Raw genomic sequence first — 20,621 nt, 5'->3', positions numbered from 1 at the left:
ATATGCATTTGTATTATAGCTGATAGCTCAGGAGCGACTCATTAATTTAACTTTTTATTATTGGTTATTCTAAGCTACTTAATTATGATGGCTATAAAGCGACACTATCCCACAAACCTTTGTGTAACGATTGTGTGTTATTCCACTGTTGTTTAACCAACCAATCAATTAAAGGCTCGGGATCGCTAGGGTAATTTATTTGCTTATTTTGCGGGGCGCTATTCCAGTCATCAAGGGCTTGCGGGTTTAAATAGTTCATAACATGCGCCATGCCCATGGCAAACAAAGTTTGTGCATTTGCGGTTTGCTCAAACTGCCCATCTAAAGGCTTTAATAGTAACTTCTTACCTAACTTAAGCGCTTCACTGGCAAGCTCAAACCCCGCATTACCAATAACGCCACTCGTGTTTGCTAAGTCATTTAAAAAACCAGAACGTGAGGGGGGTCGCAAATGTATATGTCCAAAAGACTGATTGCAGGCATTTGGGTGATAACAATAAAATTCTTTTTCGGGAAAGTCTTTTAAGTAATCAACAATGCTATCTAAGTTTTCAAACGGTAAATATACCAATACCTTATTTAGTACCGCGACAGGATTCTCATGATTATGATGAGCAATAAAAGGCGGGATTATATTATTTGCAAATGGCTTCCAGTGTACGCCTAAGTAGGTAGATGCTGGTGCATAATGCTTGATGAGCGATTTTCTAAGTACACCACGACCAAATATAGGTACGTTTTCTGACAAAAATGCGGCTTGGTGACTAATACCGATAACGGGTATATCGGCCCGTTTTGCAGCCCATGCTGTGACTGGCTCAAAGTCATTAAGTACAAAATCGTACTGTTTTATATCAAGCGATTTTATATCACTCACCAGCTTACAAACTCGCATGTTTTTAAGTGTTTTTAAATTTTTGACTTGCCCATTTTCAGTACTAAACGATAAGCCCCGATACGCTTTATAATCTGAGAATTCGTGCATATCAAAGTAATCTTTATTTGCTCGCCCTGAAAACACATAATCAACATCAATACCAAGTTTATTAAAGCAGCTTGCCATAACCCTAGCCCGCGTTATATGACCATTACCGGTACCCTGCACTCCATACAATATTTTCATACAGGTACCACGAGCGCTAATGCGAATAAGCCACAAACACTGCCAATAATCGCACCTATAATAATATCAGCAGGAAAATGTACGCCTAATACAACACGAGAAATAGCCACACCAGCAGCCCAACTAAGTAGTAGCCATATATATTCAGGGAAAAAGTGACTTAGTATAATCGCAACTAAGAACGCTGCAGCGCTGTGGCCCGAGGGCAAACTAAATTTATCACTTGGTACTATGTAAGCATTTGTTACTAAGCAGTCGCATGGACGGATGCGGGCAAATCTATTTTTGGCCAGTAAATAAATGGGCCTTTCTATAGCAAAACCAACTAATATCGTTACAGGTAATAATTGTTGCTGCTCATTATTACTAAGCCACCACACCGCTAAACACACAAGTATGTAAAGCCCTCCATCACCGCTTTTAGATAAGCCAAACGCCATTGTTTTAAACCACTTCGGTGAGTTGCAATTAAACAGAGTTAAAAATAATTGCTCATCTAGCAGAGCTGCCCTTTTAAACATATTATTGTTATCCATCACTTCCCCCTCATTGCATAATATATGAACACCGATTTAGCTTATGTGTTGTAAATAACAATTGAGTGACGCTTTTAAGACACTATTATTGCGATTAATGATTTAGCGCTTGTTTTGTCTAAATTTACTGCGATTAAGTCGTTGTTATTGCTTATAAGGAGGGTATACTGAGGTATAAATTAATGTACCTTTTGAGGATAAAATAATGGATTACAGCACTTCTGATTTATGTGACCACTTTGCTGATGTGGTTGACGTGCTAGAGCCAATGTTCATCAACTTTGGTGGTCGACACAGCTTTGGTGGCCGCATTAAAACGGTTAAATGTTTTGAAAATAATGAACTGATCCGCGAATTACTTTCTCAAGACGGTACAGACTTAGTGCTTCTTATTGATGGTGGTGGCTCAACTCGCCGTGCACTTATTGATATTGAATTGGCCGAACTTGCACTTGAAAATAACTGGAATGGTATTGTTGTTTACGGCGCAGTACGCCACGTTGATGAGCTTGAAGAACTTGATTTAGGCATTCAAGCAATTGCTTCTATCCCTGTTGCAGCTGACAGTGAAGGTGCTGGCGAGGATGCTATAGGCGTTAACTTTGCCGGTGTATCATTTTTTGATGATGACTTTATTTATGCCGATAGTACTGGCATTGTTTTATCTGCAGAAGAATTAGAATTGGAAGTTGTAGAAGTATAACGTGACCTCCCATTTAAAAGTATATGATGAAAGCGCGGTTAGAGCACTTTGCTCTAACCGCGTAAATGAAAAAAAAGCATGGCAATCAATGGCCTTGCTAGACACTCAAGTAAACCTGCAACAAGCACTTATTGACGCAGCTCAATTTGGCATTCGCTACGTACTTCTTGGTATTTGCGAAGATATTGGCCCAAAAGCAAATTTAGGAAATGGCGGTGCAAACGAAGCATGGTCTGCTTTTTTAAAACGTTTTTTAAACCAACCCCATAATCAATTTATCGCCACTCAAAAAGTACTTTTATTGGGTGAAGTAAATACTGATGATTTAATGGCGCAAAGCAACCAACTTAATAATCAGCAAGCCCAGCAGTTAACTCAATTACGAGATTTATGCCAACAACTTGATGAACGCGTAGAGTCAGTATTAAGCCTTATTTTTAAAGCAGGGCTTGAGCCAATCGTCATTGGCGGAGGTCACAATAATTGCTTAGGTATTATTCGCGCGCTAAGTAAGTCAAAAAACACGCCTGTTAATGCTATCAATTTTGACCCTCATGCCGATTTTAGAGAATGTGAAGGTCGCCATAGTGGTAATGGTTTTCGCTACGCGTATAATGAGCAACATCTAAGTAATTACCATGTTATTGGCTTACATGAATTAAAAAATAATCAAGCAATTATAGATGCAATGAGTGAAGCTAACTTTAAATTTGATAGCTATCAATCTATACAAGTTAAGCGAAAAATTACACTAACGCAGGCAATTGAAAATGCACTAAGTAATTTTAATGATTTACCTCTGGGTGTTGAAGTTGATTTAGATAGTATTACTTATATGCCAGTTAGTGCGTATACATATTGCGGATTTAGTGTGAGTGACACTGAGCACTTTGTGCATTTAGCTGCAAGCCACCGGCACTCTAAGTACTTACACTTATGTGAAGCAGCGCCTAACCAGCATCCTAACGGGTTAGATGCCGGTGCTGCCCATGTAGGGCAAGTGATTAGTGCACTTGTAAATAGCTACCTACAAGCCAAAGAAAACACTTAACGTTGTTGAACCGATCGCCACTCTTTTAGCCAGCTCATTAAACCGATACTACTTAGCGGGTGACCAAAGTAATAACCTTGGGCAGCATAACCTTTTAAGCTTTTTACAAACTTAAGTTGCTCAAGTGTTTCTACTCCTTCAAAAATCACTTTTGTTTTTTGTTGGCTATGCATATCAACCATTCCACCAACTAAACTGCGTATATTGTTTTGATTACTAAAGTCAGCGGTAAGTGAAGGTGAAACCTTAATATACTCAACCGCTAAACTTGGCAACTTAGAAAGTAGTACCGGGTTATCACCAAGTCCATCCACACATACTTTTAAGCCTATGTTATTAAGCCTTGCGATCATGCCTCGGCCTTTGTCATCTAAACCAGCAAAAATATGTAAAGGGCATTCAACAATTAAGTCTCCCGCCTCTAAGTGATGTTCATTTATAACAACATCAACAAATTCAACAAACTCTTCATTTAGCATTTCAGGGCCAAATACGTTAATGCTAAGCGGTATGGAAATACCTTCTACTCTAAGCGCCATTGCAAGCTCAGCGGCTCTCTCCATTACAAATTTAGCAAGCGGATAACCAAGCCCAGCTATTCTTATGTCGTCAATAAAACGATTAGCAGATAAAATCCCTTGCTTAGGATGCTGCCAACGCAGTAGTAATTCTAAAAACTCAATTTGACCGTTTTCGTTACAAATTATAGGTTGAAAATAGAGTTCTAATTCGCTCGAAAAATCAATATTTGCTAATTCTTTTAGTCGCGCTTGTTGCTCTCGCAGTTCAATCATCATTTGTTGATGATAAGGCACAACCTTGCGATTTGGGTGGCTATCGAGTGCTAGGTATGCGTACGATATTAAATTATCAAAGTTATTGTCTTGCTCATTACAATCAACATAACTCGCCCTCGCTTTTACCTCTACAGTGCAGTTAGCAACATTAAATGGCTTAAGTGTTGCACCCAGTATTTGTTCAATAACCAACTCATGTAAATGTTTTTGATTCGCGAAACTACAAATAAATGCAAAGTTAAGGCCCCCTAAGTGGGCTAGCTTTTCTTGCCCAACTAAAGTCACTATTTCGTCACTTGAAAGCAGTTCTTTTATTCGATTAGCCGATTGTGCTAAAAGTATATCGCCAAAGTCACGTCCTATATGCTGGTTAACTTGCTCAAACCCTTCAAGACGAATAACGATTAACGCTGCACTTACTTGCTTGTTGTCGCACCATGCATAGTAACCTTGGCGTAACTGTTTTCTATCTGCAAAAACCGAAAGCGGAGACTCTTCTATAAATGTATCACCTGTAGGTTCTGGCTCTATCACGACTTCTATTTCAGCGCTTTCGTCATTTAAAAAGCCAACAATAGCTAATAATAATATTGCTAACACAACCCAAAATAACGGAACTTCCAATAATAAATGAGCTGAAAATAGAACAACAAATAAAAGACCAGCCATTGAGCTGGTAATAATCATGCTCCAATTATTTCGCTCAAAGGCTTGCCATAAATGAAAGCAAAATCCAAAGGCAAGTAAAATGGCAAGCCAAGCTGCGCCCGTACTCAAAATAGCCAAACCAACAGCTGCTGTGCATAAATAGCTAAATTTAATACTGGCATTTTTAACGGAAAATAAAGTGGCAATCATCGCCATCAATAGTGCACCACTAAAAAATATTGGGAAGTTACTGTCGGTTAGTATGTTCAAATTAACGGCATCCGTATTCGCTAAAAAAGTTTAAACCAGATTATATGTGGGCAAAAATAATACAAACTAGTTAATTCTACCCAAAATCCATAAATTTAACAGTTTATTTACGCCAAATTGGTAACTTAATTGTGATGGATGACTTATTTGCCAATGCGCAATATCAGCTCTTGCACCAACCTTTAAAATACCACGGTCGTCTAACCCTAGTGCTTTAGCAGCATTGCGAGTAACACCTGCCAATGCTTGCTCGGGTGTTAATCTAAACAATGTGCATGCCATGTTCATCATCAAGTGCACTGAGCACAGCGGTGAAGTGCCAGGATTAAAATCACTCGCAATAGCTATAGGTACTTTATATTGATTAAGTAACTCAATAGGTGGGAATTTAGTTTCTCTTAAAAAATAAAATGCACCGGGCAGTAACACCGCGACCGTCCCAGCGTTTGCCATGGCTTTTACACCCTCTTCATCGAGATGCTCAATATGATCTGCCGAAAGGCCATTGAACTGCGCCACCAGCTCAGCACCATGTTGATTAGATAACTGCTCAGCATGGCATTTTACTGGGAGGTTATGCTTTTTAGCCGCCTGGAAAACACGTTTGGTTTGCGAATAACTAAACCCTACATTTTCACAAAATACATCGACTGCATCAGCAAGGTTATTAGCCACTACCTGATCAAGCATGTCAGTACATACCAAATCAATATATTCATCAGCACGGTCTTTGTATTCAGGCGGTAGAGCATGCGCCCCTAAAAAAGTAGCTTTAATATCAATAGGATGATGCTCACCTAATAAACGAGCTACTTCTAATATTTTTATCTCGTTTTCAGTATCTAGCCCATAGCCTGACTTTATTTCAACAGTGGTTACACCTTCTTTTAACAACGTATTTAAGCGATCTTTTGCATCAACAAATAATTGCTCTCGATCGGCTGCTCTCGTCGCTTTAACCGTACTTGCTATGCCACCGCCTTGTGCCGCAATTTGCTCATAACTTACACCCTGCAAGCGCTGCTCAAACTCTTGCGACCTTGAACCTGCAAACACTAAATGTGTATGACAATCTATTAAGCCCGGCGTTAACCACTGCCCTTTTATACTCAATGTCGGCGTTGCAAACACATCAAAACTGGGCAATGTTGATTGCTCTCCAATCCACGCAATTTTACCATTTTTGATAGCTATAGCAGCATTTTCGATTGCGCCATAAGGGGCATTTATATTGCTATCCATAGTGGCAATATTGGCATCAGTTAAAAGTAAGTCAATTTCTTCTAACTCATAATTTTTTGTTGTGCTTTGCATTTTACAGCCCTTTTTACGCCCAGAGTGATGAAAATATAGTCTAACAACCCATCTTGTATATACAAGGTAATTGTGTCATCTTATTTATATAGTTTATTTTTAATGTAACCATAAATTTAATGACGACACCTAAATTTGCGCAAATAAAACAATTCATTGTTGATAAAATTCGCAGCGGTACGTGGCAAGAAAACCAACGTGTTCCCTCTGAAAACGAACTAAGTAGTCAATTTAGTGTCAGCAGAATGACAGCCCGCCGAGCACTAAGCGAGTTAACCGAGGCAGGTATTTTAACCCGCAGCCAAGGGTTAGGTACATTTGTAGCCACATTTAAATCGCAGTCATCGTTACTCGAAATAAAAAACATTGCTGATGAAGTAAAGGAACGTAACGGCAACTACACCTGTAGTGTACTTATACTTGAATCAATAAATGCAGTCGCACCTATTGCCATTGCACTTGGTGTTGAGATTGACAGTGTTGTATATCGAAGTGTACTCGTGCATAACGAAAACGACAGCCCCTTGCAGTTAGAGGAGCGTTTTGTAAACCCTGCGCTTGCCGCTGGTTACTTACAACAAGATTTTAGCACGCTTACACCTCATGAGTATTTATCTAGTGTTGCACCACTTACTCAAGCAAGGCATACCGTAGAGGCCATAATGCCAAACAGCGAAATGTGCCAATGGCTAAACTTATATAACGAAGAGCCATGCTTGCAAGTTATTCGACGCACATGGTCTGTTAATGGCATTGTAAGCTTTGCACGCCTTGTATCACCTGGTAGTAAATATCGCTTAGGTGGTCACTTAACATTTAAAAAATAACACACAACAAAGAAAATGCGCTTACTGCGTTTTTTTTATAACAAATCATCTTGTATATACAACAGGAGTAAAACATGAACAACCGACTCGATACAAGTCGCGTAATACGTGCACCTCATGGCGATAAAATAAGCGCTAAAAGCTGGCAAACTGAAGCCGCTAAGCGCATGCTAATGAATAATCTAGATCCTGAAGTTGCAGAGCATCCTCATGCTCTTGTTGTATATGGTGGTATTGGCCGAGCAGCCCGCGATTGGCCAAGTTATGACAAAATTATAGAAACCCTCGATAGACTCGAAAGCGACGAAACCCTACTTGTACAATCAGGAAAGCCAGTAGGTGTATTTAAAACTCACAGTAATGCACCGCGTGTACTTATTGCCAACTCAAACCTAGTTCCACACTGGGCAAATTGGGAACATTTTAACGAGCTCGATAAAAAAGGCTTGATGATGTACGGCCAAATGACGGCAGGCTCTTGGATTTATATTGGCTCGCAAGGCATTGTACAAGGCACTTACGAGACCTTTATAGCTATGGCAAAACAGCACTTTTCGGGCAGTGCTAAAGGCAAATGGGTATTAACAGGTGGCCTTGGTGGTATGGGCGGCGCACAACCGCTTGCCGCTACAATGGCAGGGTTTAGTGCGCTAGTTGTTGAATGTGATGAAAGCCGTATCGATTTTCGTATAAAAACAGGCTACGTTGATGTAAAAGCAACAGATCTTGAACATGCATTGCAATTAATAACCAATGCATGCATAAAAGGTGAGGCCCTCTCAGTGGGTTTACTTGGTAACGCTGCCGATGTATTTAGCACACTCGTTAAAACAGGTATTACCCCAGATGTAGTTACAGATCAAACATCAGCTCACGATCCTCTCAATGGATACTTGCCACAAGGTTGGACCATGGAGCACGCAGCAGAAATGCGTGAGCAAGATCCAACAGCTGTAGTAAAAGCGGCTAAACAATCAATGGCAGTTCAAGTTAAAGCGATGTTGGCGCTGCAAAAAGCGGGGGCAGCAACAACAGACTATGGCAATAATATTCGCCAAATGGCGTTTGACGAGGGCGTTACCAACGCGTTTGATTTTCCTGGGTTTGTACCCGCCTATATTCGCCCTTTATTTTGTGAAGGTATTGGCCCATTTAGATGGGTTGCTTTATCGGGCGATCCAGAAGATATTTATAAAACCGATGCAAAAGTAAAAGAGCTCATTCCTGATGACGCACATTTACATAATTGGCTTGATATGGCGCGTGAACGTATTCAATTTCAAGGCCTGCCAGCACGTATTTGCTGGGTTGGACTAAAGGATAGAGCACGCCTTGCACTGGCTTTTAACGAAATGGTTAAAAATGGCGAACTTAAAGCCCCTATCGTTATTGGTCGTGACCACCTCGACTCGGGCTCAGTTGCCAGCCCTAACCGCGAAACAGAAAGTATGAAAGATGGCTCAGATGCGGTATCGGACTGGCCATTACTCAATGCACTGCTTAATACGGCAAGTGGCGCTACTTGGGTGTCTCTTCATCATGGTGGCGGTGTAGGTATGGGGTTTAGTCAGCACTCTGGTGTGGTTATTGTTGCCGATGGTACAAATGAAGCTAAAGAGCGTATTGCTCGCGTACTTTGGAACGACCCTGCAACAGGTGTAATGCGCCATGCTGATGCTGGGTACGACATAGCAAAGAACTGCGCCAAAGAACAAAATTTAGACCTACCTATGCTAAACGAGGAATGATCATGTTCGAACTTACTCTCACACCAGGCTCACTTAATTTAAACACACTGAGAAAAATTAATAATTCACCGGTAAAGTTAAGCCTTGCAAAGCATGCTGAATCGCAAATAGCAGCAAGCGCGCAAACCGTTCAAAACGTTATTAATGAGCACCGCACTGTATACGGGATTAACACCGGGTTTGGGTTATTAGCTAATACCAAAATAGCCGACGACGAACTTGAATTATTACAGCGCTCCATTGTGCTTTCACACGCTGCGGGCATTGGCGAATACATGGATGACAGCACAGTAAGGTTAATGATCACCTTAAAAGTAAACTCGCTTTCGCGCGGCTACTCGGGTATTCGCCTGCAAATAATCCAATTTTTTATGCAGCTGCTTAGTAGCGAAGTATATCCGTGCGTGCCTAAAAAGGGCTCTGTGGGGGCATCGGGGGATTTAGCCCCTCTTGCGCATATGTGCCTACCTTTATTAGCTGAAGGTCAAATGCGACATAAAGGAAAAATAATTAGTGCAGCACAAGGGTTAAAAATAGCGGGGCTTGAACCTCTTACCCTTGCAGCTAAAGAAGGCTTAGCATTATTAAATGGCACACAAGCGTCGACTGCGTTTGCACTACAAGGCCTATTTAGAAGCGAGAACTTATATGCACAAAGCTGCGTTATCGGCTCGATAAGCATAGAAGCAGCAATGGGTAGTCGCGCGCCATTTGATGCACGTATTCATGATATTCGTGGTCAGCGCGGACAAATAGACACCGCTCAAGTATTTAGAGAGCTACTCGATACGCACTCTCAAATTAGTGATTCCCACGTAAATTGTGAAAAAGTACAAGATCCATACTGCCTTCGCTGCCAACCTCAAGTGCTAGGAGCTTGCCTAACTCAGATACGCCAAGCCGCAGAAGTATTGTTATGTGAGTCAAACGGTGTAACCGATAATCCGCTAGTTTTTGCCGATGTAGGCGACATAATATCGGGAGGTAACTTTCATGCAGAGCCAGTTGCAATGGCCGCCGATAACTTAGCTATCGCAATTGCCGAAATTGGTGCATTAGCAGAAAGGCGAATTGCATTACTTATCGATTCAAACCTATCCAAATTACCGCCATTTTTAGTTGAAAACGGCGGGGTAAATTCAGGTTTTATGATTGCTCAAGTTACCGCTGCAGCGCTTGCGTCAGAAAACAAATCATTAGCACATCCGGCTTCGGTCGATAGCTTGCCTACATCTGCAAATCAAGAAGATCATGTATCTATGGCAACCTTTGCAGCAAGGCGCTTAGATGAAATGGCCAATAATACCCAAGGCGTTTTGGCAATAGAATGGTTAGCATCGGTTCAAGGGCTAGAATTTAGAAAGCCGCTTGAACCATCACATAAAGTGCAAAGCGCTAAAGCGTTATTACGCGAGCATGTGAGTTATTATGATAAAGACCGCTACTTTGCTCCCGATATCGAAGCTGCTAATACATTACTAAGTGAAGGTAAGCTATGCGACTTCATAGAGAGCAGCCCCCTGCCTTCAGCATATTAAATACCATATTGGTAAGTAAAGCCTAGCGCTTCAATAGCTGAGCCAATAACTTTGCGCTCAGCTTTATCATCACTGGTAAAGCGTGGTAACTCGCCACCATGTTCTGCACACTTCACTGCGTAGTATTCAGCTTTTTTTGGGTGCGCAGGATTAACAACATTATAAATATTTTGCCCTACTTGCCAGTGCTCTATCACCGCAAAAACAGCATTAATTACATCTTGTTGATGCACCATATTTACTACTTGCTCACTTGATGTATTAAGCTCTTTGCCTGCCACAAAACGACCCGGTTCTCTATTAGGCCCTAGTAATCCAGCTAAACGCAGCACTTTCCCGTCTTGCTCAAGTACTTGCTCTTCTGCCTCATAGAGCTTTATTTGGCGCTCGTTTGTGCATGAAATATCGCAACTTTCGCTATATACACCAGGCTCTTGATCGTATACCCCGGTTGATGAGCATAATAAAAAGCCCTTTGCGTTTAACTCCTTTGAGAGCTTAAGCGCTGCGGTGAGTGTTTCAGGATAATTACTTTCACTGTCCCTGCTACGTGGTGGAATAGCACATACCCAATAAGCATTTTGTAAATCAACTTGATGTCTTAATTGCCCATCTTCAAGTGTAAACTGACGCTCAAAATCAAACTCGTGTATATCTGTTCTATGCGTTCCTTGTACTTGCCAATCAGCTTTTTGCGCACTTACGCATAAAGCATGTCCTAACCAACCTGCACCTAATACTACTAATTTATTACTTTTATTTGTCATTTTTGTATAAGCCTTTATTTTAAACGCATAATTAGTTCTTTCTATCTAACTTTATAGAGATTTTAAGTAAGATATGATTAGATATAATTTCATAAATAATAAAAATATGCGCACTCATGCTAAATAATTTATCATTACGGAAGAAAATATTATTATTGATTGGTGGAACAATTACCGTTTTACTAATTATCGCCTCAACATTCTTTGTTAAACACATTGCCAACCTCTCTAGAGAAAACATAGAAAACGAAGCACAAAGTTATCTACAGACCGAGCAACTTTCAATGCAAAGTTACTTTGCAATGTACGGTAAAATGGTATCAACCTTTGTTAATAACCCACATTTAATCAACTTTTTTGAAAATTGGGATACTCGCGATCAAGCACTCGAAAGCGCGCCAGGTTACAACGAAGTAAACCAAGACTTTGTGCGTTTAAGCTCAAACGACGAAAACATTTTATCGGCCTTTTTTGCCTCAGCAACCACCGGTGAATACTTTAAAGAAAATGAACGTACAAGTCACTACAACGGCCAGCCTTATTACGCCTACAAGCGTGGTTGGTGGCAAGAAGCCATGCAAGTTAACAAACTTTATGTAGGTCCAATCTCTGTTGATTTAACCACAGGCGTAGCATCTGCAGTAGTACAACAACCTGTTTATAACGCACAGCGTAAACTCATTGGTATGGGCGGTGTTGATTTACAACTAAACAAAATTAACGACATGGTCGAAAATATTCGCTTTAACGGCCAAGGTTATGGATTTTTACTCGATGGAAATCAAAAAGTAGTTCACTTTTCAAAAGCCACTGGACACAAACTTTCAATTACAGATGAAGGTGCAAACGGTAAAGAAGGACTCGATGCGCTTGAGCAACAATTTACAGATACAGCAGGCTTTAAAGAATTAAATACACAAATGCGAAATAACCTTAAAGGCAGCCAAATGGTTACTTTTAAAGGTGAGCAGTTTTATGTGGTTTACCATCGCTTACAGCTAGATCAGCCTTATATAGATTGGTATGTAGGTCTACTTATTCCTACTAGCATGATTGAAGAGCCCGTAAATGCCGCAGTAACCGCAACAACAACTGCAGTAGTTATTATCTTAATTATTATATTAGCCATGATTTTATGGGCTACCCATATGATTTCAAAACCCATCACAACACTTACGCACATTATGCGTGATATAGCATCAGGTGAAGGCGACCTTACTCAAAAAATTGATATTAATAGCCAAGATGAAGTGGGACAGCTGGCCAATCATATGAACACTTTTATTGATAAATTACGCGCCATGATGCTAGAAACCGCAGCGCAAGCAGAACAGCTAAGTAATGCAGCAGCTCAGCTAAGACATGTTTCTGAGCAAACTAATTCTGAAATTCAGCAAGAGAAGCAGCAAGTTGATAGCGTCAGCGCCGCGGTAACTGAAATGGCGACTACTGTGCTTGAAATATCACGTAATGCACAACATACAAATAATGCAGCTGAAGAAGTTCAGGCAATTACAGCTGAAGGTGCAAGCCGTTCTACACAGGCGCAAAAAGTAATGACTGAACTGGCGTTGCATATTGGCGAAGCATCTAAAGTGGTTGCAGGCCTTGAGCAAGAAAGTAATAATATTGGTGCATTAGTCGATGTAATTAATTCAATAGCCGATCAAACCAACTTACTTGCACTTAATGCGGCTATAGAGGCAGCTCGTGCCGGTGAACACGGTCGAGGCTTTGCCGTTGTTGCTGATGAAGTACGCTCACTAGCAAGTCGCACACAAGAATCAACTGACGATATTCGTAATATGATTTCGCGCTTGCAGCAAATAGCTCAACAGGCCTCAGTGATGATGCAACAAGGACAAGATCAAACCGAGGGCTCAGTACTGCAAACTAAAGAAGTACTTAGCTCACTTCACAATATTGCGCAGTCGGTCACTAAAGTACAAGACCAAAGTCATCAAATAGCAACGTCAACTGAGGAGCAAACAGTCGTTGCTGAAGATATTAATACGAGCCTTTCGGCAATTAATAACTTAGTGAACAGTACCGCTGATCATGCACATACCCTCGCTGACGAAGCTCGTGACTTAAGTGATCTAGCTGCGGCACTTAACAAAACGGTTAACCAATTTAAATTATAAAACACTCATTTAATAGCTGTGTTTAAGCGTCAAACTTAAGCGCAGCTATAACCCTTGTTTTTAATTTATTTAGCACCATATCTTTACAGTTCGCTGCTATTTTTACTGTAATTGAGTAATACAAAGTTATTTTTACGAACCAGATCAAATTTTTCGATTTTATACACAGATCTTTTTATTGAGATAGTTTGTTGTTTGGCAGAGTCTGGTATAGTAGCGCACGTAATAAACAGTGCTTTTTGAGCGGTTTAATACAATATTGCTAATTAATATGTTCTAAGTGTTATTTAAAAGCACATATTAATTACCAATTGTTAAAAATGGGTTAGCCGATACTCGGCTGACAAAGAATACATTGTAACGGTTTTATCATGATATCTAATTTATTTACCAAGCTTTTTGGTAGTCGCAATGACCGCACTATTAAAAACTTAAGAAAGACGGTCGCGCTAATCAATGCGCTAGAAACGCAACTTGAAGCGCTTTCTGATGAAGATTTAAGAGCTAAAACAGCTGAGTTTAGAGAACGTTACGATAACGGACAAGGCCTTGACGATATCCTACCTGAAGCTTTTGCTGTGGTACGTGAAGCGTCAAAGCGTGTAAATGGCATGCGTCATTTCGACGTGCAGTTATTAGGTGGTATGGTTTTACATCAAGGTCGCATTGCAGAAATGCGTACCGGTGAAGGTAAAACACTAACAGCTACCCTACCCGCTTATTTAAACGGCTTAACAGGCAAAGGTGTTCACGTAATTACTGTGAATGACTACCTTGCTAAACGTGATGCTGAAACCAACCGTGCGTTATTTGAATTTTTAGGCCTTACTGTAGGCTGTAACGTACCGGGTATGATGCCACAGCAGAAGAAGCTAGCTTATACTGCTGACATTACGTACGGTACAAATAACGAATTTGGTTTTGACTACCTTCGCGATAATATGGCTTTTAGCATTGATGAACGTGTTCAGCGTCCATTATTTTATGCCGTAGTCGATGAAGTGGATTCAATCTTAATTGATGAAGCGCGTACTCCGCTTATTATTTCAGGCCCAGCTGAGGACAGCTCTGAGCTATACACTGAAATAAATACCATCGTTCCTTTACTTGAACTTCAAGAAAAAGAAGACGAAGAAGGTGTTGAAGGCGACGGCGATTACACTATTGATGAAAAGTCTAAGCAAGTTCATTTAACAGAACGTGGTCAAATTAAAGTAGAAGAGCTACTTACTGAACGCGGCTTAATTGAAGAAGGCGATTCGCTTTACTCAGCAGCAAGCATTACGCTACTAAGTCACGTTTATGCCGCCCTTCGTGCCCACAAGCTATACCAAAAAGATGTTGATTACGTAGTAAAAGAAAACGAAGTAATCATTATCGATGAGCATACTGGTCGTTCAATGGAAGGTCGTCGTTGGTCAGAAGGTTTACACCAAGCTGTTGAAGCTAAAGAAGGTGTAAATATTCAGAACGAAAACCAAACACTTGCATCTATTACGTTCCAAAACTACTTCCGTTTATACGAAACATTAGCAGGTATGACAGGTACTGCCGATACTGAAGCTTTTGAGTTTCAATCTATCTACGGCCTAGATACTGTTGTTATGCCAACTAATAAGCCAATGGTTCGTGATGATCGCGCCGACTTAGTTTACCTAACACAAGAAGAAAAATACGAAGCAATTTTAATTGACATTAAAGACTGTCAAGACCGCGGACAACCGGTACTTGTAGGTACTATTTCAATTGAAAGCTCTGAGTATTTATCGCAGTTTTTACGCAAAGAAAAAATTAAGCACAACGTACTTAATGCCAAATTTCATGCGCAAGAAGCAGATATCGTTTCAGATGCTGGCCTACCAGGTACAGTAACAATTGCAACCAACATGGCCGGTCGTGGTACCGATATCGTGTTAGGTGGTAACTGGAACAGTGAAGTTGAAAAACTTGAAAACCCAACTGCTGAGCAAATTGCTGAAATTAAAGCTGCTTGGAAAATTCGCCATGATGCGGTAATTGATGCTGGCGGTTTACATATCATTGGTACTGAACGTCACGAATCTCGTCGTATAGATAACCAATTACGTGGTCGTTCTGGTCGTCAAGGTGACGCCGGTTCTAGTCGTTTCTACCTATCGATGGACGATGCACTAATGCGTATCTTCGCTGGTGAACGCATGACTAATATGATGCGTAAACTAGGTATGCAACGCGGTGAAGCAATTGAACATCCATGGGTAAACCGTGCGATTGAAAATGCACAGCGTAAAGTAGAAGCACGTAACTTTGATGTTCGTAAGCAATTGCTTGAGTACGATGATGTAGCAAACGATCAACGTCGCGTTGTTTACTCTCAACGTAATGAGCTACTTGAAGAAGGCGATATTTCAGAGACTATCACAGCAATTCGTGGTGATGTTCTTGCTAGTGTAATTGATCAATACATTGCACCACAAAGCCTTGCTGAAATGTGGGATATTCCTGGCCTTGAAGAGCGTTTAAAACAAGACTTCTTACTTGAGTTGCCAATCACTCAGTGGTTAGCAGATGACAATAAACTATACGAAGAAAAACTTCGTGAGCGTATTGAGCAGGCGGTTGAGCAGTCATACAAGCAAAAAGAAGAGCAAGTTGGCGATTCTGTTTTACGTCAATTCGAAAAAGCGATTATGCTACAAAGTCTTGATCAGCATTGGAAAGATCACCTTGCTGCTATGGATCACTTACGTCAAGGTATTCATTTACGTGGTTACGCGCAAAAGAATCCTAAGCAAGAGTATAAGCGTGAATCGTTTGAGCTGTTTTCTGAAATGCTTGAAAACTTGAAAGTAGATGTTGTAAGCATCCTAAGTAAAGTACAAGTACGCGCAGAAGAAGATGTTGAAAAAGTAGAAGAGCAACACCGTAAAAGTGAAAATGCTCCTCGCGAATACCAACATGAAGAAGCTGAGCAAGTAGGTGGCGAAGCGCCAGCACCAGAAACAGCTACTGTAATGGCTCGTACAGAACCAAAAGTAGGTCGTAATGACCCTTGTCCTTGTAAATCAGGTCAAAAATTCAAACAATGTTGCGGTAAATTAAAATAGCCCAGTATTGTTATTAGCTTATTAAAAAGCGGCGCTAGCGTCGCTTTTTTTTATGGAGTTTTAAAGTAATGACTATAGAAATTGTACATGTAGCTGTTGGTGTTATTAAGAAAAATAACGCTATATTCATTTGTAAACGCGCAGATGAACAACATCAAGGCGGTTTATGGGAATTTCCTGGTGGCAAAGTAGAAGCAGGTGAAAGTGTTTTTGTTGCACTTAAACGCGAGCTTATTGAAGAAGTTGGATTAACAATTCACAGCTCTAGCCAACTTATGGTGATTGAACATGACTACGGCGATAAGTGCGTTAAATTAGATGTGCACGTAGTGAGTAACTTTAGCGGTGAAGCACATGGCGCTGAAGGACAACCTAGTGAATGGGTAGCAATTAGTGAATTAGAAAATTATGATTTTCCTGAAGCTAATGCTGAAATTATCGAGAAAATAGTAGCCCGATACGCATAACAAACTAGGTACAAGTGAGCACAATGAACATCTCAATACAAAATAAGCTAAGCGAACAATTAGCATTAAATCCTGAGTTAACTCAAGTTAGTGTGATTGGTAGCGGCCATATAAATAGTACATGGCTACTTACGTGTATTGATAAACAGTTTATTGTGCAAAAACTTAATACTGAGGTATTTAAATACCCTGCTCAGTTAGTAAGTAATGCAAAACTAATTGAGCAGCATTTAAATACCAAACAACTACAAAGCAACTACCCCCTTGAAACAGTTAAGCATATAGCCATACAAAACAACGAACACTTAATAGAAATTGATAGCGCGCATTATCGCGTCCTTAGCTATATTAGTGACAGTTACAGCGAAGACGTTGTTAAAAATGCGCAACAGAGCGAGCAAGCGGCTTACGCCTTTGGCGTATTTGCTCATGCATTACAAGATTTTGATACACAACAACTACATACTGTAATTCCTGATTTTCACAACTTAGCGATGCGCTTTGAGCAATTAAATACCGCAATCACAAATCACTCTGTAAATAGAGTAAAGCACTGCGCTGACGAAATGGAATATTGCTTATCGCAGCAGTATTTAATTACCGAGCTTAGTAGTATAGCTAAGCAGATACCACTTAGAGTGTGTCATAACGATACAAAAATAAATAATATGCTGTTTTGTAGTACAACTCACAAAGCAAAAGCAGTGATTGATTTAGATACCTGCATGGCGGGATTTAGGCTTTATGATTTTGGCGACATGGTACGCACTTTCTGCTCCCCCGAAGCCGAGGATTCAACAAACTTACACAACGTTATTATTCGAAAAGATATATTTTCAGCCATTGTTAAAGGCTATGTAACGCCATTAAAAAGCAGCATGAGTACAAAAGAACAAGAAAGCCTACTGTTAGGCGCTAAAATAATGCCGCTCATGTTAAGTGTGCGCTTTTTAACTGATTACTTAAATAACGATGTGTACTTTAAAGTGGCTCATGCAGAGCATAATTTAGAGCGAGCACAAAACCAACTCGCGCTTTATAAAAACATACTCAGTAACGAAAAATGGATGCACCAATGCTTAATGAGCTAAAGCTTATTTAACCTGAACTCTGGTTAAGAGATTTATTAACGTATTGAATCATGGTGATATTTAAATTTATTTTCTCTAGCCAGAGATTTTTAGTGAAAACAAGGCGAATTTGCGCGTCAATAGCTGGCCTATTGCAAGTAAATTCAACGCAGTTAGCGCTGAAAACAGCTGCTTGAGATAGATTTATTATCCATAGTTCAGGTTATTTACAAATTCAAGATACAAAAAAACCAGTAAGCTAAAAACTTACTGGTTTTTTGTTATTTATATGCAATTACCAGATTTTTACGCGATCTTCTGGTTTGATATACATTTTATCACCTTCTTTTACGTCAAACGCTTCGTAAAACTCAGGCATATTCGACAAGATACCGATTACACGGTAGTGACTTGGTGAATGAGGGTCTGTTAATAAACGATTACGTAACTCTTCATCGCGATAGTTACGACGCCAAATTTGTGACCAACCCATAAAGAAGCGTTGATCGCCTGTGTAACCATCAATCACTGGTGATTTTTTATCACCTAAAGACAGCATATACGCTTTATGCGCAACCGTTAAGCCACCTAAGTCACCAATGTTTTCGCCAAGCGTTAGCTCGCCATTAACACTTGCATCTTCAAACGGTTTATATTCGTTATACTGTGCAACTAAAGCCGCTGTACGCTCTTCAAATTGCTTAAGGTCAGTCTCACTCCACCAGTTACGTAAGTTGCCATCACCGTCGTATTTAGCACCTTGGTCGTCAAAACCATGACCAAGCTCATGCCCAATTACTGCACCAATTGCACCGTAGTTTACAGCATCATCCGCTTCTAAATTAAAGAATGGCGGTTGTAAAATAGCGGCTGGAAATACAATTTCGTTGTTTACTGGATTGTAATACGCATTTACTGTTTGCGGAGTCATGTGCCACTCAGAGCGATCAACTGGTTTACCCAATTTAGCAATCATGTCTGCGTATGCCCATTCGCTATAACGAATGTAGTTACCTACTAGCTCATCTGAGTTAATATCCAGCTCTGAGTAATCTTTCCACGTGTCTGGGTAACCAATTTTAGGTGTAAATTTGTCTAGTTTTTCTTTCGCTGCAAGCTTTGTTTCAGGGCTCATCCACTCAAGATTTTCAATAGCAACACCGTAACCTTTAATTACGTTATCAACTAATTCTTCCATGCGTGCTTTTGCTTCTGGCGGGAAGTTATCTTTAACGTATACCTTACCTAATATTTCACCAAGTACACTGTTAGATGCATCAACCGCTTGCTTCCAAAGAGGTGCTTGTTCTTCTACTCCACGAAGTGTTGTGCTGTAAAAGTCAAAGTTAAGGTTAACTAAATCTTCACTAAGTAGCTCTGCATAACCACTTACAAAATGAAATTTTAAGTAGTTTTTCCACGTCGCTAAATCAGTGTCTTTGTAAATAGTAGCAAGTGCTTCTAAGTAGCTTGGTTGACGTACAATAATGTCACTTGCACTCACGCCTGCATCTTTAAAGAATGCAGCTAAATCAAGGTCACCCATCAACTTGCTTGCATCTGCTACTGTCATCTTGTTATAAGATTTAGTTGCATCACGGCTTTGCACACGGCTCCACTGAGCATCAGCTAGTGTTTTTTCAAATGCAAGTACGCTCTTAGCAGCTTCTGCTGCATTTTTAACGCCTGACTTAGCTAAAACATCAGTGATGTATTGCTCGTAAGAAGCGCGAATTTTAGTGAATTTTTCGTCATCTTTTAAGTAATAGTCACGATCTGGTAAACCAAGACCCGACTGAGATAAATACAATGCATACTCGCTTGAGTTTTTAGCATCGTTATTTACAAACCAACCAAACGGTAAAGTACCGCCTTGTTTTTGAATTTTAGCCATTAAACCCACTAAATCAGCTTTAGATTTAACGCTATCAATTGTATCTAATGACGGTTGTAATGGCGTAATACCTAGCTCATTACGCGCATCTTTATTCATATAGCTTTTATAAAATGCGCCAATTTTATACTCATCGCTGCCTTTTTTAGCGGCCTTATTCGCGGCTGCGTTTTCAAGGGCAATTTTCATCGCTTTTTGTGACTCATCATATAGCTGCGAAAAAGAACCGTAGTTAGACTTATCACCTGGTATTTCAGTTTTAGCTAACCACTGACCATTTACATGGTAATAAAAATCGTCTTGTGCGCGTACTGAACTATCCATATTAGCTAGTTCAATACCAAGCTCTAGTGGTTTTTCAGCGGGTGCTGTTACTACTGGAGTGTCGGTTACTTTAGTTTCTTGTTGTTTTTCACCACAACCTACCAAGCCAAGTGCAAGTGCGATACTTGCAGCAGCCATTGTTACTTTATTCATAATTATTCCGTTTGTTAGTTAGAATTGAATCATACCAATCTGCTTATATATGGGGTCTATTTAACGTTAAGAAAATTACGCTAGAACCAGGCAAAAGTTTTTGTATCTAGTTGCTCTAAATAAAAAATTTTTAACGACGTTATAGTGCAATTTAATTCGTT

At 40.1% G+C, this 20,621-nt stretch carries 15 protein-coding genes; 9 read left to right on the top strand and 6 right to left on the bottom strand.

Translation table 11 applies throughout. The features are described 5' to 3' along the window. Window positions 1-91: 91 nt before the first annotated feature. Both GQR46_RS01285 and GQR46_RS01280 read right to left on the bottom strand, forming a co-directional pair. Window positions 92-1,123: an MJ1255/VC2487 family glycosyltransferase gene (locus GQR46_RS01285; RefSeq protein WP_165739483.1), complete on the bottom strand. Its 1,032-nt coding sequence runs from the start codon at window positions 1,121-1,123 to the stop codon at window positions 92-94. Further along, window positions 1,120-1,659 (bottom strand): phosphatase PAP2 family protein, encoded by a 540-nt coding sequence (locus GQR46_RS01280; protein ID WP_033026551.1) that lies wholly within the window; start codon window positions 1,657-1,659, stop codon window positions 1,120-1,122. The genes GQR46_RS01285 and GQR46_RS01280 overlap by 4 nt, the downstream gene beginning before the upstream one ends. A gap of 205 nt (window positions 1,660-1,864) precedes the next feature. Here GQR46_RS01280 and rraA point away from each other — a divergent pair, with 205 nt between their 5' ends. Together rraA and GQR46_RS01270 are read left to right on the top strand one after the other, a co-directional pair. Beyond that, window positions 1,865-2,362 carry a ribonuclease E activity regulator RraA gene (rraA, locus tag GQR46_RS01275; RefSeq protein WP_002959955.1) on the top strand — a complete coding sequence of 166 codons (498 nt, stop codon included), beginning with the start codon at window positions 1,865-1,867 and terminating at the stop codon, window positions 2,360-2,362. Window position 2,363: 1 nt separating this feature from the next. After that, window positions 2,364-3,413 carry a formimidoylglutamase gene (locus GQR46_RS01270; RefSeq protein ID WP_165728105.1) on the top strand — a complete coding sequence of 350 codons (1,050 nt, stop codon included), beginning with the start codon at window positions 2,364-2,366 and terminating at the stop codon, window positions 3,411-3,413. Here the strand turns inward: GQR46_RS01270 and GQR46_RS01265 are convergent. Both GQR46_RS01265 and hutI read right to left on the bottom strand, forming a co-directional pair. After that, entirely contained in the window at window positions 3,410-5,074 is a 1,665-nt protein-coding gene (locus GQR46_RS01265) for a GGDEF domain-containing phosphodiesterase (RefSeq protein WP_165728180.1), read from the bottom strand. The two genes, GQR46_RS01270 and GQR46_RS01265, sit on opposite strands and share 4 nt — an antisense overlap. A gap of 120 nt (window positions 5,075-5,194) precedes the next feature. After that, window positions 5,195-6,442, bottom strand: coding sequence for an imidazolonepropionase (gene hutI, locus GQR46_RS01260; RefSeq protein ID WP_165739481.1), 1,248 nt, complete (start codon window positions 6,440-6,442; stop codon window positions 5,195-5,197). 119 nt (window positions 6,443-6,561) lie between these two features. On the opposite strand from hutI, the gene hutC reads away from it, so the two are divergent. The 3 genes from hutC (at window position 6,562) to hutH (ending at window position 10,555) form a co-directional block, all read left to right on the top strand. After that, entirely contained in the window at window positions 6,562-7,269 is a 708-nt protein-coding gene (gene hutC, locus GQR46_RS01255; protein ID WP_024600420.1) for a histidine utilization repressor, read from the top strand. A gap of 74 nt (window positions 7,270-7,343) precedes the next feature. Further along, window positions 7,344-9,017, top strand: coding sequence for a urocanate hydratase (gene hutU / locus GQR46_RS01250; RefSeq protein ID WP_165739479.1), 1,674 nt, complete (start codon window positions 7,344-7,346; stop codon window positions 9,015-9,017). Window positions 9,018-9,019: 2 nt separating this feature from the next. After that, window positions 9,020-10,555: a histidine ammonia-lyase gene (hutH, locus tag GQR46_RS01245; protein WP_165739477.1), complete on the top strand. Its 1,536-nt coding sequence runs from the start codon at window positions 9,020-9,022 to the stop codon at window positions 10,553-10,555. Here hutH and GQR46_RS01240 read toward each other — a convergent pair. After that, window positions 10,552-11,322, bottom strand: a complete 771-nt coding sequence (locus tag GQR46_RS01240; RefSeq protein ID WP_165739475.1) for an NADP-binding protein — start codon at window positions 11,320-11,322, stop codon at window positions 10,552-10,554. The two genes, hutH and GQR46_RS01240, sit on opposite strands and share 4 nt — an antisense overlap. 116 nt (window positions 11,323-11,438) lie before the next feature. Here GQR46_RS01240 and GQR46_RS01235 point away from each other — a divergent pair, with 116 nt between their 5' ends. From GQR46_RS01235 to GQR46_RS01220, 4 genes are all read left to right on the top strand, one after another. Further along, the gene (locus tag GQR46_RS01235; protein WP_165728099.1) at window positions 11,439-13,466 is read left to right on the top strand and encodes a methyl-accepting chemotaxis protein; all 2,028 of its coding nucleotides are present in this window, start codon (window positions 11,439-11,441) and stop codon (window positions 13,464-13,466) included. A 371-nt stretch (window positions 13,467-13,837) separates the two neighbouring features. After that, window positions 13,838-16,552, top strand: coding sequence for a preprotein translocase subunit SecA (gene secA / locus GQR46_RS01230; RefSeq protein ID WP_007582061.1), 2,715 nt, complete (start codon window positions 13,838-13,840; stop codon window positions 16,550-16,552). Window positions 16,553-16,620: 68 nt separating this feature from the next. Further along, entirely contained in the window at window positions 16,621-17,019 is a 399-nt protein-coding gene (gene mutT, locus GQR46_RS01225) for an 8-oxo-dGTP diphosphatase MutT (RefSeq protein ID WP_007582062.1), read from the top strand. A gap of 23 nt (window positions 17,020-17,042) precedes the next feature. Continuing rightward, window positions 17,043-18,110: an aminoglycoside phosphotransferase family protein gene (locus GQR46_RS01220; RefSeq protein ID WP_165739473.1), complete on the top strand. Its 1,068-nt coding sequence runs from the start codon at window positions 17,043-17,045 to the stop codon at window positions 18,108-18,110. Window positions 18,111-18,384: 274 nt separating this feature from the next. Here the strand turns inward: GQR46_RS01220 and GQR46_RS01215 are convergent, their stop codons facing one another. Next, window positions 18,385-20,460: a M13 family metallopeptidase gene (locus GQR46_RS01215; RefSeq protein ID WP_165728097.1), complete on the bottom strand. Its 2,076-nt coding sequence runs from the start codon at window positions 20,458-20,460 to the stop codon at window positions 18,385-18,387. Window positions 20,461-20,621: the final 161 nt, after the last annotated feature.

Source organism: Pseudoalteromonas sp. Z1A6, assembly GCF_011378745.1.
In the GTDB taxonomy this organism is placed as follows: Bacteria; Pseudomonadota; Gammaproteobacteria; order Enterobacterales; family Alteromonadaceae; genus Pseudoalteromonas; species Pseudoalteromonas arctica.
The sequence above is the reverse complement of the archived record's forward strand: the minus strand, read 5'-3'. Positions and strand labels throughout refer to the sequence as shown.